Source organism: Pseudonocardia yunnanensis, assembly GCF_039534065.1.
Classification (GTDB): Bacteria; Actinomycetota; Actinomycetes; order Mycobacteriales; family Pseudonocardiaceae; genus Pseudonocardia; species Pseudonocardia yunnanensis.
Genome location: NZ_BAAAUS010000049.1, coordinates 1 through 15,146, shown reverse-complemented (window position 1 = coordinate 15,146; position 15,146 = coordinate 1). Strand labels below are relative to the sequence as shown.

Sequence of the window (15,146 nt, the reverse complement as noted above, 5' to 3'; positions counted from 1 at the left end):
GACGTCCGACGCTGCCTACGCCGCGGCCGCCTTTAGGCGTCACCTGCCGCCCGGACGCGGGCACTGTTCACCACCTGCATCCATGCGATGCGCTCACGAGGTGCGGCGAGACACCATTTCCCCGGGGGGTTTGGTAGGGCGTGTTTCCTGCATGTCGTCGCCATTTGTTCGTTTGATCGGGGGGTATCGAGCATGTGTGGAATATGTGGATGGGTGTCGTTCGACCGCGATCTGGGCGAGCCGGATGCGCGTCGTGAGCTGGCCGGGATGACCACGACGATGGCCTGCCGGGGCCCGGATGACGAGGACACGTGGGTCGACGGACCGGCGGCGCTGGGCCACCGCAGGCTGGCGGTCATCGACATCGAGGGCGGGCGTCAGCCGATGACCTTGACGGAGGCAGTTGGCACCACGCTGGCGCTGGTCTTCAGCGGTGAGGCCTACAACTACCGGGAGCTGCGGGAGCGGCTGGCCGGGGCGGGCCGGCGGTTTTCCACCAGCAGTGACACCGAGGTGGTGGTGCAGGCGCATCGGGAGTGGGGCCGACGCGACCCGCGTGATGCGGTACGGGAGCTGAACGGGATGTTCGCCTACGCGCTCTGGGACGCCGCGGCGCGGGAGCTGATCCTGGTGCGCGACCGGTTGGGGATCAAACCGCTGTACTACTACCCCACCGAGCACGGGGTGCTGTTCGGCTCGGAGCCGAAGGCGATCCTGGCCAACAGCACCGCCGAGCGCGTGATGGATCTCGACGGGTTGCGGCGCACACTCGGGTTCGTGGCCGACCCGCACAACGCGGTGTTCCGCGGGATGCACGAGGTGCCGCCAGGGTGTGTCGTGCGGGTGAGCCGCGACGGATTCCAGGAGCTGCGCTACTGGCAGCTCGAGGACACCGGGCACACCGCCGACGTGCCCACCACCGTGCGGCACGTGCGCGAACTGCTCGACGACACCATCGCGCGGCAGCTGATCTCCGACGTTCCGCTGTGCACGCTCCTGTCGGGCGGGCTGGACTCCTCGGCCCTCACCGCGCTGGCGGCGCGCTTCAGCCAGGATCGCGTTCGCTCCTTCGCCGTGGATTTCGTCGGCTACACCGACAACTTCACACCGGATGCGATGCGCGCGACCCCTGACGCGCCCTACGTGCAGGAGGTGGCGACGTTCGTCGGCACCGACCACACCGACATCACCTTGTCCACCAGCGAGCTGCTGGACCCGGGCGTGCGGGAAGCCGTCCGCCGCGCCTGTGACCTGCCGATGAGCTTCGGCGAGGTCGACACCTCGCTGTATCTGCTGTTCCGGGCGATCCGAGAGCGCTCGACGGTGGGACTGTCCGGCCGACGAGGTCTTCGGCGGCTACCGGTGGTTCCACGACCCCGCGTTCGTGTATGCCGACACCTTCCCCTGGCTCCGCGGTCCGCGCATCGAGATGACCGAACGGGTCCTCGACCCCGGACTGGTCGGGAAGCTCGATCTCGCCGGCTACCTCGACGACCAGTACCGCATCGCGCTCGCCGAGGTACCCGAGCTGACCGGTCCGACCGCCGATGATCCGCACGAGCGGCGGATGCGGGAGATCTGCTACCTGCTCCTGACCCGCTTCCTGCCCAACCTGCTCGACCGCAAGGACCGCATGAGCATGGCCGTGGGGCTGGAGGTGCGGGTGCCCTTCTGCGATCACCGACTCGTCGAGTACGTGTTCGGCACGCCGTGGGCCCACAAGACCTTCGACGGGCGGGAGAAGAGCCTGCTGCGGGCGGCCACCGCCGATGTGCTGCCCCAGTCGGTCGTGCAGCGCGTCAAGAGCCCCTACCCGAACACGCAGGACCCCGACTACGACCGGATGCTGCACACCGAATTCACCGAACTGCTGAACAACCGCGACTCAGCACTGACGCCGCTGTTGGACACCGACGCAGCCGAATCAGCGCTCACCACACCCGAGGCCACCAACGGCGGGGTACTCGGCGGCCGATGGGCGCTCGAGCAGATCCTCACCCTCGACGCCTTCCTGACCAACTACGGCGTGAGCATCTCCGTCTGAATGGGCAACGCTGTGGACCGATAATCTCAATGGTGCCTGTGTCGCGAATACCACGAACCGGGCCAAAGGGCGGGAATCGACGCTCTGCCGCAACGCCCACGCCTTCGAGGAAGCCCGCCAAGGGGAAATGACATGGTCTACTTGCGGAATCGAGAGCTCGTCGAGTATGAACGGGCCGACCGATACTCGGCACTGACGCGACTGCTGGACACCGACGCAGCCGAATTGCACCCGACAGGCCCGCTGCACAGGTCAATGTCGAGCCCAATAGCTAGCAGTGCAACACAGACCGCTGGTTGACCATCACCAGCTCACGAGAAAGAGAGCCATGGCTGCGGCGGACGCGACAACGGACCGAGCGGTCGAGACGGCGGTGCGCACGGCCATGTGGCGGCTGCTGCCGTTCCTCGGCCTGTGCTACCTGCTGAACTACGTGGACCGCGTGAACGTCGGGTTCGCCGCGCTGAAGATGAACCCCGACCTGGGACTCTCCGCGGCCGCGTACGGCCTCGGCGCCGGGCTGTTCTTCATCGGCTACTTCTTCTTCGAGGTGCCCAGCAACGTCATCCTGCACCGCGTCGGCGCCCGCATCTGGATCGCCCGAATCATGATCACGTGGGGCGTGGTCGCGTCCGCCACGGCGTTCGTGCAGGGCGAGATCAGCTTCTACATCGTGCGATTCCTGCTCGGCGTCGCGGAGGCCGGCTTCTTCCCGGGTGTCATCCTCTATCTGACCTATTGGTTCCCGCGGGAGCGGCGGGCGAAGGTCGTGGCGCTGTTCTTCCTGGCGGTGCCGCTGTCGTCGGTGCTCGGGGCGCCGATCTCCACGCTGCTCATCCAGAACGGTGACGGGGCGCTCGGGTTCGACGCGGGCTGGCGGTTCATGTTCTTCGTCGAGGGCATTCCGGTCGTTCTCGTGGGCGCGCTGGTCCTGCTGCTGCTGCCGGAGCGGCCGGGCCGCGCGCACTGGCTCACCGAGCCCCAGCGGCGAGCCCTCGAACAGCGGATCGTCGACGAGGACGCCGCCCAGGTGCCGCAGGAGACGGGGCTGCTCGCCGGCCTGCGGGACCGGCGGGTCGTCGCACTCTCGGTCGTCTACTTCGGGGTCGTGTTCGGGCTCTACGTGCTCGCGTTCTTCCTTCCACAGGTGGTGTCGGACCTGCAGGAACAGTTCGGCGTCCGGTTCTCGCTCGTCGAGATCGGGCTGATCACCGCCGTGCCGTACGTCGTCGCGTCGGCGGTGATGGTGCTGAACGCCCGGCACTCCGACCACACCGGCGAACGGCGACTGCACATCGCTGTGCCGGCGCTCGTCGGGGCGGTGAGCGTCGCGGTCGCGCTCTACCTCAACTCGCCCTACCTCGTCATGGCCGCAATGACACTCTGCGCCGTGGGCGTCTTCGCGGTGACCCCCGTGATCTGGCAGCTGCCGAGCCAGTTCCTCACCGGCGTCGGGGCGGCGGCGGGGATCGCGCTGATCAACTCGTTCGGCAACCTCAGCGGCTTCCTCGGGCCGTACCTCACCGGCTGGCTGCAGGACCTCACCGGGAGCTTCCGAGCAGGCATGCTCGTGGTGGCCGCGTTCATGACGCTGGCCGCGGTGATTGCCCTACTGCTGCGACCCGAACGGGCCTCGGACGAGGCCACCTCGGCTGCGGGTGCAACACCCGAGGCGCACGGATGACATCGGGAAGCCCACCACCACGATCAACCAGCTCCAGCGGGCCGGAGCTCGTCATTCCCAGTAGGCGAAGGCCATCCCCGTGCCCGTGCCGGCCGGGGTTCGGTAGCCGGCAACGTAGTCAACCAACGTGAAATTTTTTCCCTCCAAGGCACCAGCCGCCGCAACCCAATTCAGAAGCTCCGAATTTCCCGACCTGAGCTGTTTGCGCTCCAAGGCGCCGAGAGCCTCGGAGTCACTCCGCTCCAGAGCGGACAAGAACCGGTGATCGAGCTCTTCGTCAACCACAAAGTGACTCAACCCGCCGGACGCGATGATCGCTACCCGTGCGTCGCTGCTCCACGACGCCACGGCGTTCCGCACCACCCGTCCGAGTTGGTAGCAACGCCGCGCCGAAGGGACATTCGGAGGGAAGTAGGTGTTGATGAAGATCGGCGTGATCGGCGTCTCCGGTGCCAGGCCGAGCCGGTACCGCGGGAAGGTGAAGGCGTGGCCCAGGGTCCGTCCGGCGGGCTGTTCGGTAAAACTCAACGGGTCGAAATCGGCGACAACAAGAGACTCTATGACGAGGCGACTCAGCTCGGAGCAGACCTTATGACGTTCAGGCCGGTCGGAGTGGGCGGCCCAGGAAGCCGCACGAAGGCCCACAGGCATTCGCTCGAGCCGTTCTGCAGCGGGCGGTATATCGGTCAACTCTGTTCCGAGAAAACAGGCGAAGGTCGGCGTCCCATCGCTCTGGAACATCTCCTGCTGGTCATCACCGATGACGACAGCGACGTCCACCTGGGCCTCCGAGAGCCGGCGAGAAAGCTCCTGTAGAGACTTCTCACAGCGCTGATACTTGGCCGCCCAGACCAACGGATCGAGCTCATCCTCTATTCGTGGGTCAGCATTCGCCAAAATCTCATCATAGGCATGATATTCGGCATCCTGACCCAGTAATGAATATCCCCGATCCCGCCTCCCGTGGTCTTCCCAGAATTCAACTCCCGAGCTGAGCTGAGGCGTGTGCGAACTAGCCACACCCAGCACGATCTCCGCCATGACCGCCGCCTACCCTTCAACTGTCGCCAAGCCGGACCTCCACCGCCCATCAACGCGAAGGTCCGAGCCGGCAAGTCCGCTCGGGCCACGTCCCCGATCGGGTACGGACTCATCCAGAGCCGGCACCCGATCGGTTCCGCGGCCTCCTCAATGAAGACGTCCGTTTCGCCTGATCACACCAGGCGGCGAGCCGGTCAACCCCATGTTCGGGTGGCGAGAATCCGACCGATCCTGGCCGACACCAATCCGGCTACGTGTCCGCGCCCAGGGCGCCGCACGACTTACAGAGACGTCAGGTACCGATCCGCGCTGTCCCCTCTCGGGTACCGAGGTTGCCCGAAACCAGATCCTGCCAAGGGGTCTCCGCGTCGATGGTCGCCGAGGCGGCGGTGACGCGCGCGAAGTCGTACCCGACCCCCAGACCGAGCGGCGGCTTCCCCTCGTCCACGAGCCGGATCGAGTCGGCCAGCACGCGTCGCAGCCTGATGATCGCGAGGTCAGCCGGAACCAGATGTTCCTTCGCGCGATCGTAGAGCGGGCCGGACGACATCTGCACCGCGCCGTCCTGGACCCGGTTGCCCCCGCGGAATCCGGCGAAGCTCTGTCCATTCGCCATGGCCTCGCGGTCCTGGGGAGGAATGCGCATGCGCCGATTGCCCGGCTCCGGCCCCCAGATACTGCGATCGATACCCGCGCGATTCGCCGCTGCGGAGCCTCCCCTGCCCTTCGGCACCATGAAGATGCCGAAGGACGAGCAGGTGTGATCGTCCCTCGGAACGACGATCACCGCGCCGTTGCTCCCTCCGACGAAGGCGGTGTACGGCATGACGAAGGCGGTGATCCTGACGTACTTGCTCCCCGAGCCGTCAGCGGCTTCCCGGAGAGCGGCGTAGTGGAACCCGAACGGGGTGTCCTCGACTTCGATCACCGGTGCGTTGTCGTGACTCGGCCACGGGTTGTCACCTCGCGGGGGCGTCGGCATGTCGTGGTCCCACGGGTCGCCGGCGAACTCGAACGAGCCGACGTTGCGCGGCCCCGCTCCCATCACGGCCAACGTGTCGAGGTGGAGCACGCCGACGTGTGAGGAGTCGATCGACCCCTCCAGCACCTGCATCCAGTTGCAGTCCATGATCATCTCGGTCACCGCGACCTCATCAGCCGGCGCCCCGTCCCAGCGGAAGATCGGGAAGGGTGGTGCAGTGTCCGGAGGGCCGAGATAGACCCAGCCGAGCCCACCGCTTTCCTTGACCGGGTAGCTCCCGTGCTTCACACGCTCCGTGAAGCGGGAGCCGGTCAGGTTGGGCGTCTCCATGATCGTCCCGTCCACGGCATATTTCCAGCCGTGGTAAAGGCACCGAATACCGCAGTCCTCGACGCGACCGAGCACGAGCGATGCGCCCCTGTGGGGGCACAGCTCGTCCAGGAAACCGATTCTCCCCTGGGTATCCCGGAACGCGACGAAGTTCTCTCCGAGTATCGTTACCTTGATCGGAGCACAGTCCGGTTCGGGCAGGTCGGCGAGTTGGAAGGCCGGCACCCAGTACCTGCGGAGCAGTGTACCCATCGGCGTGCCCGGCCCGACGCGGCATAGTGCCTCGTTCTCTTCCGGCGTCAGCATGCGTCCTCCTCGGTTGCGTTGTCTGCGCTGGTGATTGACATAGTTGCCCTCAGCTTCTGATTACGACCGGTTCGTAGACCTGCACGGATTTATCTGGGATCAGCTCCAAGCCGAGAAGCATCAGCGGATAGCCGCGGCCGACTTCGCCTGGTCTCGCCAGTGCCACAGCCTCGTAAACCGCCGGGTTCACGTGCAGCTCGGTGACATCGTTCTTCTCTTCCCACGCCCTCCAGATCTCGGTACAAGCCCGTTCGACGACCAGCGCCATCCACAGGGCCGGCAGGGGCGATCTCTTCTCGACGACACCGTCTCGCCCATTCGCCGAGAGCATGCCTTCCTGAACCACCATGAGACCTTTCTGAGACACCATTCCAGTCGTCTCGGACTTCGTCGGCTCACTCATTGATTTTTCTCTGTTCCGGTAGGTCGGCGTCGGTGAATGGGTAGTGGCAGGCACGAAGCCGCTCGAGGAGGTTGAGCACTTGGGGGCCGGCGATGTTCATCGGGCTCCGGACCCATACGGGCGGAAGCAGGCCCACCAGTGCTCCGAGTCGTGTTCCGTCAAGGCCGGGGCGCTGTCCCAGCAGATGTCCGCCACCCGCGGGCAGCGGGGGCCGAACGAACAGCCGCTTCCCAGCGATGAGGGGTCTGGTGGCCGGCCCGGCACGACCGGCAGCTGGAGGTGGGCAGGCCGGTCGAGGCGCGGGATCGCCTCCAGCAGCGCCTTCGTGTACGGCATCCGGACGTGTTCGAACAGTCGGCGGGTTGGTGCGCGCTCGACGGCCCGCCCGGCGTACATCACGATCACTTCGTCGGAATAGGACGCGGCCAGGCCGAGGTCGTGGCTGATGAAGATCAAGGCCATATCCAGTGCGCGCTGGAGATCCAGGAGCAGCTCCATGATCTGGGCCTGGGTCGTCACATCCAGGGCCGTCGTCGCCTCGTCGGCGATCAGCAACTTGGGGTGACACGCCAATGCGATCGCGATCATCACCCGCTGCCGCATTCCCCCTGACAGCTGGTGCGGGTACTCGTGGAAGCGCCGGGCGGGTGACGGTATCCGTACCAGTTCGAGCAGCTCGACCGCCCGCTGTCGCGCGAGAGCAGAGGAGAGCGGCAGATGCTCCCGGATCGCCTCCATGATCTGTTTTCCCACCTGCATGGTGGGGTTGAGCGACCGCGCCGGATCCTGGAACACCATCGCGATATCGGCGCCCCGATACCGGCGGATCTCATGCTCCGGCAGGCCCAGCAGCTGTTCACCCGCGAACATGACGCTGCCGGCAACCGACGCGAAGCCCGGCAACAGCCCCATGATCGCGCGGCAACTCACCGTCTTCCCCGAGCCCGACTCCCCGATGATCGCCAGGGTCCGGCCCCGTGACACCGAGAAATCGAGACCGTTCACCACGTGCGCGACGCGGCCGTGGCGGCGGAACCGCACCTGAAGGTCCCGCACCTCCAGCAACGCGACCTCTGCCGCACGACGGTCGTCCGGTGCTGCGGTCGAGAGCGGGGGGACGAGCACGCTCATCTGACGTTCCAGCGGGCTCGCATCGCGTCTCCGAGGAGGTTGAAAGCCAGAGTGGAGACGAACAGGAAAATGCTCGGGAACAGGACGAGCAACGGTTCGGTCGAAATGCTCTGCTGACCCTGGTAGATCATGTTCCCCCAGCTGGGGCTGGGCAGTGGCACACCGAGCTGGAGGAAGCTCAACGCGCCTTCGACGACGATGATGATCCCCATTCCGAGCAGGGCGAAGGTGATCAACTGCGGAAGGATGTTGGGGGTGATGTGGCGGAAGAGGACGCGGCCGGTTCCCGTGCCGCTCAACCTGGCCGCCGTCACGAACGTCTGCTCGCGCAGGCGAAGCGTGGCTGCCCGTGCGGTGCGGGCGAACGCCGGCACGCTGAAGAACGAGAGCGCGAAGATCGTGTGGCTGACGCTCGGGCCCAGACTCTGGGCGATCGCCAGGGTGAGCACCAGTGACGGAAACGCGATCAGGACGTCGAGCACCCGCATGATCACCGCGTCGATGACACCACCGCGATAGGCGGCGAAGGCCCCGAGCAGCCCGCCGAGTACGAGGCCGATCACGTTCACCGCCACGGCGATGGCGAGCGAGACGCGGCCGCCGTACAGGAGACGGGAGAACACGTCGTTGCCCACCGAATCGGTGCCGAGGAGATGCCCGGGCGACAACGGCGGCAGGTCCGAGTCGATGATGTTGCCGCCGATCGGATCCGGAACCGGAAGGACGGCCGGCACCAGGAAGCAGGCGCCGAAGATGACGACCAACAATGCGACCGGGATAGCGAACTCCAGCCGACGTACCCACCCTCTGCGGGCTCGTCTCCCCGTGGCGCCCGTGCTGTCCAGTTGCGGGCCGCCCGATGGGAGGAGGGCGTCAGGCGATGCGCTGACCATAGCGAATCCTCGGGTCCAGGATGGCGTACAGGATGTCGGTGAGGAGGTTCACGAGAACCGTCGCGGTGGCCATGAAGAGCACGATCGCCTGCACGACGATGACGTCGCGGTTGTTGATGGACTGGATCAGCTCCTGACCGATGCCGGGGAGGGCGAAGATCTGTTCGCTGATCACCGTGCCCCCGAGCAGGTTCCCCAGATTGAGGCCGACGATCGTGAGCAGGCCGAACAGGGAGTTGCGCAGGGCGTGGCGGGTCAGTACCTGGAAGGGGCTGATCCCCTTGGCACGTGCCGTGACGACGTAGTCCTCCTGCATCTGGTCGAGGATGTCGCCGCGTAGCAGCCGGGTGTAGAAGCAGAACAGTGGGAAGCCGATCGCGACCGCGGGAAGCGTGAGCGACCAGATGTTCTCCAGGATGTTCTCCTCCAACGGCACGTAGCCGATCGCCGGAAAGAGGGGGATGTACACCGCGAACACGATGACGAGCAGGAGCGCGAGCACGTAGTTCGCGATGGACAGGCCCGCCATGCTGACCGCCATGCTCACCCGGTCCACGAGCCCTCCGGGTCGGCGAGTCGCCAGCAGCGCCACCGGCATGGTCAGGATCAGCGAGATGCCGAGCGCGTACACGGCGAGCTCCAGCGTCACGGGCAGGCGCTCGGCGAAGATCTCGGTCACGGGCTGCCCGCTCGCCAGTGACCGACCGAGGTCGCCGGTGAGCACTCCGCTGAGCCAGTCCCAGTACCGCGTCACGAGCGGCCTGTCGAGGCCGAGCTCGACCGTGAGCTGCCGGACCTGCTCCGGCGTCGCCTCCGCACCAAGAAGCTGCTGTGCGGCGTTGCCCGGCAGGACGTTCAGCACCACGAAGGTCAGGGCGGTGACGCCCCACAGCACCGGAATCGCGGTGGCGAGCCTGCGCAGGGCGAGCCGGAGGCTCGGCGACTGCACGACGGCCATCGCGCGCCCGGCTATCTGGCCGAGATGCTGGTCGGTGTCGTGAACGGGCCGGGGACCCGTCTGAGTGGCGGTGTCCACGGCGGTCCCGGAAGCGGGCTCCGGGGTGCGGATGGTCATGGGTTCTCGATCCAGACCTCATCCCAGACCGGGAGGAGCGACACGCTCGCCATCGGGATCTTCGTCGACACCCCCGGGCCATGGACGTCCTTGCGGGCCACCGCAGCGGGCGCGACGGCGATCATGAACGGCGCGTACGCCTCGTCGCTGATGTACTTGGCGATGTCCCCGTAGAGCCGGCCTCGCTCGGTCTGGTCGAGGGTCGCCGCCGCCTGGTCGATCATGGTGTCGAGGTTCGGGTCCTGGACCCCGCTGTACGGCGCGCTGGAGAGGAACCGGAACGGTACTCCGGAGCTCACTCCAGGGTCGAAAGCTCCGTTGCTCTGCAGAGCCGCCTGCCATTTCTTGCCCTCGAGCTCCTGGATGGTTCTGGGCAGCTCGTAGGAATGGATGGTGGTCTCGATTCCCGCCTGTTGCCACTGGCTCTGCAGAACCTGCACGGTCTCACTGGCTACTTTGTCCGTGCCGCCGAAGAGGTCGACCTTCAACCCCCCGAGCTGTGCGACGAGCTGCTTCGCCTTGTCCACGTCGAAGGTGCGATAGCCGGGGACCTCGGGCTGGTAGAAGAGGCCTCCCGGCCCGGTGAACGACTGCGTCGCCGGGTACAGGCCGTCGAGCAGGTGAGTGCGGATCGCCTCCGTGTCGGTGGCGTAGTAGATCGCCTCACGGGCGAGCTTGTTGTCGAACGGTGGAACCGCCGTGTTGAGCTGGATCAACCACGGCGACGTGCCGTCCTGCTGGTTGACCGTCAGGTTCGCGTTCTGGCTCGCCTGTTGGACGATGGAGGGAGTGGTGAGCGTGCTCGCCTGCGCCTGGCCGGCCTGGATCGCTTGATAGGTCGGCTGGTCGCCCACGATCGCCTTGAACACGAGTCCGTCGAGGTAGGGCTGGCCTTGCTTCCAGTAGCCCTCGTAGCGCTTGAGCACGATCTCGGAACTGACGACGTTGCTCACGACCTCGAACGGACCGGCACCCACCGGCTTCAGGCTGAACTCCTGCTGTCCCATCTTCTGCACCGCGGTGGGGGAAGCGATGCGGTTGACGCTCGTGCTGACGAAGACGTTCATGAGGGCCGCGTACGGGCGGCTGAAGTTCAGGACGACCGTGTGATCGTCCGGCGTCGTGATGCCTCCCTCGGCGAGCGGCGGCCACGACGCGGAGGGGCTGCAGACGCAGGCCGTCTTGAGGTCGCGGTCGATGTTCCATGCGACGGCCTCGGCGTTGAGCGGGGTGCCGTCCTGGAACATCACGCCCGGCCGCAAGGAGATCGTGAGGCTCTTCCCGTCGTCGGAGACCTGGTATCCGGATGCGAGATCAGGCTCGATCTTCCCGCCGTCGGCCAGCTTGAACAATCCGCCGAAAATGGCGGTCAAAAAGAGTGATGGTGCTGCTCCGGCGGAGGCCGGATCGAGCCCTCGAGGCCAGGTGGACGTCACTCCGTTGGCCAGGTAAGTGAGAGTGCCGCCGCGTTGTGGGGGACCGGCAGAAGCGTCATTGCTGCTCGTCGTCGCGCGTGGGGAGCATGCCGCCGCAAGAATCGACACGACGGCGATGCCCAGCACGAACCATTTTCGTGGACGCGCCATGGATCTCGCTCCAGCTCTGGCGATTCCGGCTCGCGGAAGAGTTGCCCGCGAAGAGGAAGAGTGCTTGACATTTGCGGTTGCCACCGGTGGTTGTTCGGCGGCGTTCGACGATGGGGCTTCAGTGCGGCTACTGACCTGGTCACCCACGGCAACAACCCTCCCCCGTCGTGTCGGCGTGGCTTGCGCTCACCCCAAGGCCGCTGACGGCTCACGACGAGGTGCGCTGCACTGCGCTACGACGGGATTGTTAGCAATCTTGTCACGAGAATCGTTGAAAACACCAGCCGTGTCAACGCCCAGTTTCGATCGAAAATGATCTTCGCGATGCTAACTAGTCCTGACATTACGTCGGCTGTACATGATCTCCGGTGACGACGTCAAGCCTCGGCGGCCGGCACGGACAGGCCCCTCGACCAGCGACGTCGTACCGACCGCGGCAAGAACTTGACGGCACACCCACGACCGCGCAGCCCTTGACGGACTCGAAGCGAAGGTGCGACATTGAGATCCTTCCGACCGGACAACATTGGCGACATTCTTGTAGACAACGGCGCCATACGTCGGCGCCGGCCCCTGGATCGTCACCATCCGCGCATTGAGGCCGCGTTCCTTCCGCGACCCTGTACGGCGGCGGTCCCTGACGCAGCTCGTCACAGTCGGTGACGGCTGCCCTGGGGGCATATGGGCAGATCAGAACGGGGGACGACTTGCTGACCGAAGAGGCCACCGACCATCCATGGCCGGTCGGATCGGTCCCCTCACCGCGACAGATGTCGCGCTCGCGCATGCAACATTCGTATTTGCGACGTCGCGTCGCGGTGCGCAGAATGTGCGCGACACAGCAGGCGACTGACCGCGGAGATTCCGCGCGCTGCCACCCAGCCAACTCGGTGACGGTCGAGTCGACATTCAGGCCGACTGCCGTCCCCGCGCGGGAGACTGGCGTGCCCAGAATCCTCGCCGTCCGGCGAATCGGCTGGTCGTCGTCGGCGCTTCGGTCGCCGGACTCAGCGCGGCTCGTTCATTCCGGCGCCGAGGATTCTCTGGCGAGATACTGCTCGTCGGAGGGGAGGAAAGCCCACCCCACAGCCGGCCGCCGCTGTCCGAACAGTTCCTTCTCGACCCGACCTGAGCGCCGCCCGACGGGTACCTACCGCCGCCCGACGGGTCCCTCGGGATCGAGACGCTCGCAAGCCGCCGCGCGGTCGGGCTGGACCTCGGACACCAGGTGGTCGCCCAGGACGGCGGTGAGCCTGCCCTCCTTCGACGGTCCGTCGGCCCAGCCACGGTCCTTCGTCATGACATATGAAATTCGCGGCCGAATCGAGGGTGCCCTGGCCGTCAACCGTCCGCAGGATCTCGGGCCGTACCGCGCGCTCATCGCGAACGGAACTGCCGTCACGACGGGGTGATGGGCCATGGCGAGAGGGAGGAAGACATGAAGGTCTGGATCGATCAGGACAGGTGCACCGGCGCCGGCCTGTGCGAGCTGCTCGAACCGATCGTTTTCACCATCGGCGAGGACGGGTTGGCCGTGGTGCACGACGGGGACTCCGTACTCCCGGCTGGTCCCGCGGGCACGGTGACCGTATCGCCGGAGAACGAGCGCCAGGTGCTGGAGGCCAGCCAGGCATGTCCCGGACGCTGCATTCGCATCGATTCCGAGTGAGTGGCCGGGCGTAGCGCCCCCGGCGAGATGGTCAGCCGCACGTGTTCCTGCTTCCACACCAGCGTCGGGGTGCTCGGTCCGCGAGCGACAAGGGCTGGCCGTACGTCGCCGCGGCAAGGGCGACAAGCCGGGGCTTCACATGAGAAGCCCCGGCGCCACACCCCACAGGAGAAGAAGCGTGTCGAGATCTTTCCAGGACGCCCAGCTGATCAACGGCGCAGAGCCGAATGAACCGGGCCCGGAGCGTCCGACCGTCCTGGAAACGATCCGCGAAGCGATCATGCGAGGTGAGTTCGTACCGGACCAGCGCCTGGTCGAGGCCGATCTTTCGGAGCGCTTCTCGGCCAGCCGCAGCGCGGTGCGTTTCGCTCTGCTGCAGCTGACCAACGAGGGACTCGTGGAACGCATTCCGCACCGGGGCGCCCGGGTGCGCGCAGTGTCGTTGGACGAGGCGATCGAGATCACCGAGGTCCGTATGGCAGTCGAGGGCCTGTGTGCAGCCAAGGCCGCACGACGGGTGAACGAGGCCGAGGCACTCGAACTGCGCGGGATCGGCATCCGGATGGCCGATGCCGTGGCGGCGGGCAACGTACTCGGCTACTCAGAGGCCAACCGCCTCTTGCACCAGCGGGTTCGCGAGCTCAGTGGCCAGGCCACCGCCGCGAGGGTGCTGGAACAGTTCCGTGCGCAGAGCGTCCGCCACCAGTTCAGGCTGGCTATGCAGCCAGAGCGACCCGCGGTCTCGCTCCCCGAGCATCAGGCAATCATCGACGCCATCTGCGCCCGCGATCCCGAAGCGGCGGAAGCCGCGACACGGCGCCACCTGACGAGCGTGATTGAAGCGCTCAAAAAGATCACGACTACAAAGATAGAGGCTGGTATGGCTGACCATCCGACGCCTTCCGAACGGGCTCGCGAACTCGTCAGAGGCGCCTACGACGTGCACATTCATGTTGCGCCGGACGTGATGCGCCGCCGCATCGACGACCTCACGCTCGCGCCGAAGTTCACAGAGGTGGGGTTGGCCGGGTTCGTGCTGAAGTCGCACTACCTTCCGACCGGGGAGCGCGCTGCCGTGGTGCGCGCCGCGGTACCCGGGTTCGGTGCGGTCGGCGCCATCACCCTGAACGCCTCGGTGGGCGGAATGAACCCCATCGCCGTGGAGCTCGCCGCCCGAAGCGGCGCCCAGGTCGTCTGGCTGCCCACAGTCGACAGCTCCAATCAGCGCGAGTGCACCGCGCTCGATCCCGAGGGGGCGCGGCCGCCGATGTGGGCGCAGCTGCAGGACGAGCTGCGGGCCGAGGGCATGGCCGCCGATCCCGTCGAGGTAGTCGGTGCCGACGGGCAAGTGCTCGAGGCCACCCAGCAGGTGCTGCGGGTCATCGCCAAGCACGACATGACCCTGGCCACCGGCCATCTCAGCGCCGCGGAGATCGACGCCGTGATAGACGCCGCCGTCGTGGCGGGGATACGTCGCATCGTTGTCACTCATCCCGAGTTCACCTCCCAGCGGGTGGCGGTGGACCTGCAGCGGCGCCTTGCGGCGAAAGGCGCGTTGCTGGAGCGCTGCTTCACCACTCCGTACACCGGAAAGGTCTCGTGGGAGCTCTGGTTGGAGAACATCAGGGCGGTGGGCGCGGAGCACTCGGTGCTCTCCAGTGACCTCGGTCAGCCGTTCAATCCCCCTGTGGAGGACGGGCTGGCCCTGCTGGCCGACCAGCTGCTCGCCGCGGGGTTCACGGAGGACGAGGTACGACTGATGGCGGTGCACAACAGCCGCTGGCTGGCCGGCGCCGACGACCGGCGCGTGGGCAGCGATCTCGCGGCCGCCGAGAGACGCTCATGAGCCGGCGGGGAACGATTCATGAGGCGCAGGGGCGTACGGGTTTGTTGGAGCCGCGGTTGCGGCCGATCTATCCCGGGGCGCATGTCGCGGGTACGGGCCTGCGCTATGTCGATCATCCCGACAGCAACGGCGCGGTCGTCGCGCCCACCGGACAGG

At 66.5% G+C, this 15,146-nt stretch carries 11 protein-coding genes and 1 pseudogene; 4 read left to right on the top strand and 8 right to left on the bottom strand.

Annotated elements, in window-relative coordinates:
• The first annotated feature begins 87 nt into the window (after positions 1-87).
• Together asnB and ABD743_RS37060 are read left to right on the top strand one after the other, a co-directional pair.
• Positions 88-2,044, top strand: a pseudogene (gene asnB, locus ABD743_RS37065) (asparagine synthase (glutamine-hydrolyzing)).
• A gap of 328 nt (positions 2,045-2,372) precedes the next feature.
• A complete protein-coding gene (locus ABD743_RS37060) occupies positions 2,373-3,728 on the top strand; it encodes an MFS transporter (RefSeq protein WP_344728120.1) in 1,356 nt (451 codons plus the stop codon).
• 51 nt (positions 3,729-3,779) lie between these two features.
• Here ABD743_RS37060 and ABD743_RS37055 read toward each other — a convergent pair whose 3' ends face one another.
• From ABD743_RS37055 to ABD743_RS37020, 8 genes are all read right to left on the bottom strand, one after another.
• On the bottom strand, positions 3,780-4,769 hold the full coding sequence (locus ABD743_RS37055) for a DODA-type extradiol aromatic ring-opening family dioxygenase (protein ID WP_344728118.1): 990 nt from the start codon (positions 4,767-4,769) through the stop codon (positions 3,780-3,782).
• A 292-nt stretch (positions 4,770-5,061) separates the two neighbouring features.
• Positions 5,062-6,387 carry a Rieske 2Fe-2S domain-containing protein gene (locus tag ABD743_RS37050; RefSeq protein ID WP_344728116.1) on the bottom strand — a complete coding sequence of 442 codons (1,326 nt, stop codon included), beginning with the start codon at positions 6,385-6,387 and terminating at the stop codon, positions 5,062-5,064.
• A gap of 49 nt (positions 6,388-6,436) precedes the next feature.
• Entirely contained in the window at positions 6,437-6,790 is a 354-nt protein-coding gene (locus ABD743_RS37045; protein ID WP_344728114.1) for a hypothetical protein, read from the bottom strand.
• Positions 6,791-6,886: 96 nt separating this feature from the next.
• Positions 6,887-7,921, bottom strand: a complete 1,035-nt coding sequence (locus ABD743_RS37040; protein ID WP_344728113.1) for an ABC transporter ATP-binding protein — start codon at positions 7,919-7,921, stop codon at positions 6,887-6,889.
• Positions 7,918-8,814 (bottom strand): ABC transporter permease, encoded by an 897-nt coding sequence (locus tag ABD743_RS37035; RefSeq protein ID WP_344728111.1) that lies wholly within the window; start codon positions 8,812-8,814, stop codon positions 7,918-7,920. Before ABD743_RS37035 ends, ABD743_RS37040 begins: the two co-directional genes overlap by 4 nt.
• Positions 8,795-9,889 (bottom strand): ABC transporter permease, encoded by a 1,095-nt coding sequence (locus ABD743_RS37030; RefSeq protein ID WP_344728109.1) that lies wholly within the window; start codon positions 9,887-9,889, stop codon positions 8,795-8,797. Before ABD743_RS37030 ends, ABD743_RS37035 begins: the two co-directional genes overlap by 20 nt.
• Positions 9,886-11,262 (bottom strand): ABC transporter substrate-binding protein, encoded by a 1,377-nt coding sequence (locus ABD743_RS37025; RefSeq protein WP_344728108.1) that lies wholly within the window; start codon positions 11,260-11,262, stop codon positions 9,886-9,888. Before ABD743_RS37025 ends, ABD743_RS37030 begins: the two co-directional genes overlap by 4 nt.
• Before the next feature lie 1,363 nt (positions 11,263-12,625).
• Positions 12,626-12,775: a hypothetical protein gene (locus tag ABD743_RS37020; protein WP_344728107.1), complete on the bottom strand. Its 150-nt coding sequence runs from the start codon at positions 12,773-12,775 to the stop codon at positions 12,626-12,628.
• Positions 12,776-12,886: 111 nt separating this feature from the next.
• Here ABD743_RS37020 and ABD743_RS37015 point away from each other — a divergent pair, with 111 nt between their 5' ends.
• Both ABD743_RS37015 and ABD743_RS37010 read left to right on the top strand, forming a co-directional pair.
• Positions 12,887-13,144 carry a ferredoxin gene (locus ABD743_RS37015; RefSeq protein WP_344728105.1) on the top strand — a complete coding sequence of 86 codons (258 nt, stop codon included), beginning with the start codon at positions 12,887-12,889 and terminating at the stop codon, positions 13,142-13,144.
• A 178-nt stretch (positions 13,145-13,322) separates the two neighbouring features.
• Complete coding sequence (locus tag ABD743_RS37010) at positions 13,323-14,990, top strand: DUF6282 family protein (protein WP_344728104.1); 1,668 nt, start codon at positions 13,323-13,325, stop codon at positions 14,988-14,990.
• The last annotated feature ends 156 nt before the right edge of the window (positions 14,991-15,146 follow it).

Excerpts from the sequence above, each read along its gene's own strand:
- ABD743_RS37030 (WP_344728109.1), bottom strand. The coding sequence starts at position 9,889 with ATGACCATCCGCACCCCGGAGCCCGCTTCCGGGACCGCCGTGGACACC.
- ABD743_RS37045 (WP_344728114.1), bottom strand. The coding sequence starts at position 6,790 with ATGAGTGAGCCGACGAAGTCCGAGACGACTGGAATGGTGTCTCAGAAA.
- ABD743_RS37020 (WP_344728107.1), bottom strand. The coding sequence starts at position 12,775 with ATGACGAAGGACCGTGGCTGGGCCGACGGACCGTCGAAGGAGGGCAGG.
- ABD743_RS37035 (WP_344728111.1), bottom strand. The coding sequence starts at position 8,814 with ATGGTCAGCGCATCGCCTGACGCCCTCCTCCCATCGGGCGGCCCGCAA.
- ABD743_RS37040 (WP_344728113.1), bottom strand. The coding sequence starts at position 7,921 with ATGAGCGTGCTCGTCCCCCCGCTCTCGACCGCAGCACCGGACGACCGT.
- ABD743_RS37015 (WP_344728105.1), top strand. The coding sequence starts at position 12,887 with ATGGGCCATGGCGAGAGGGAGGAAGACATGAAGGTCTGGATCGATCAG.
- ABD743_RS37050 (WP_344728116.1), bottom strand. The coding sequence starts at position 6,387 with ATGCTGACGCCGGAAGAGAACGAGGCACTATGCCGCGTCGGGCCGGGC.
- ABD743_RS37060 (WP_344728120.1), top strand. The coding sequence starts at position 2,373 with ATGGCTGCGGCGGACGCGACAACGGACCGAGCGGTCGAGACGGCGGTG.
- ABD743_RS37055 (WP_344728118.1), bottom strand. The coding sequence starts at position 4,769 with ATGGCGGAGATCGTGCTGGGTGTGGCTAGTTCGCACACGCCTCAGCTC.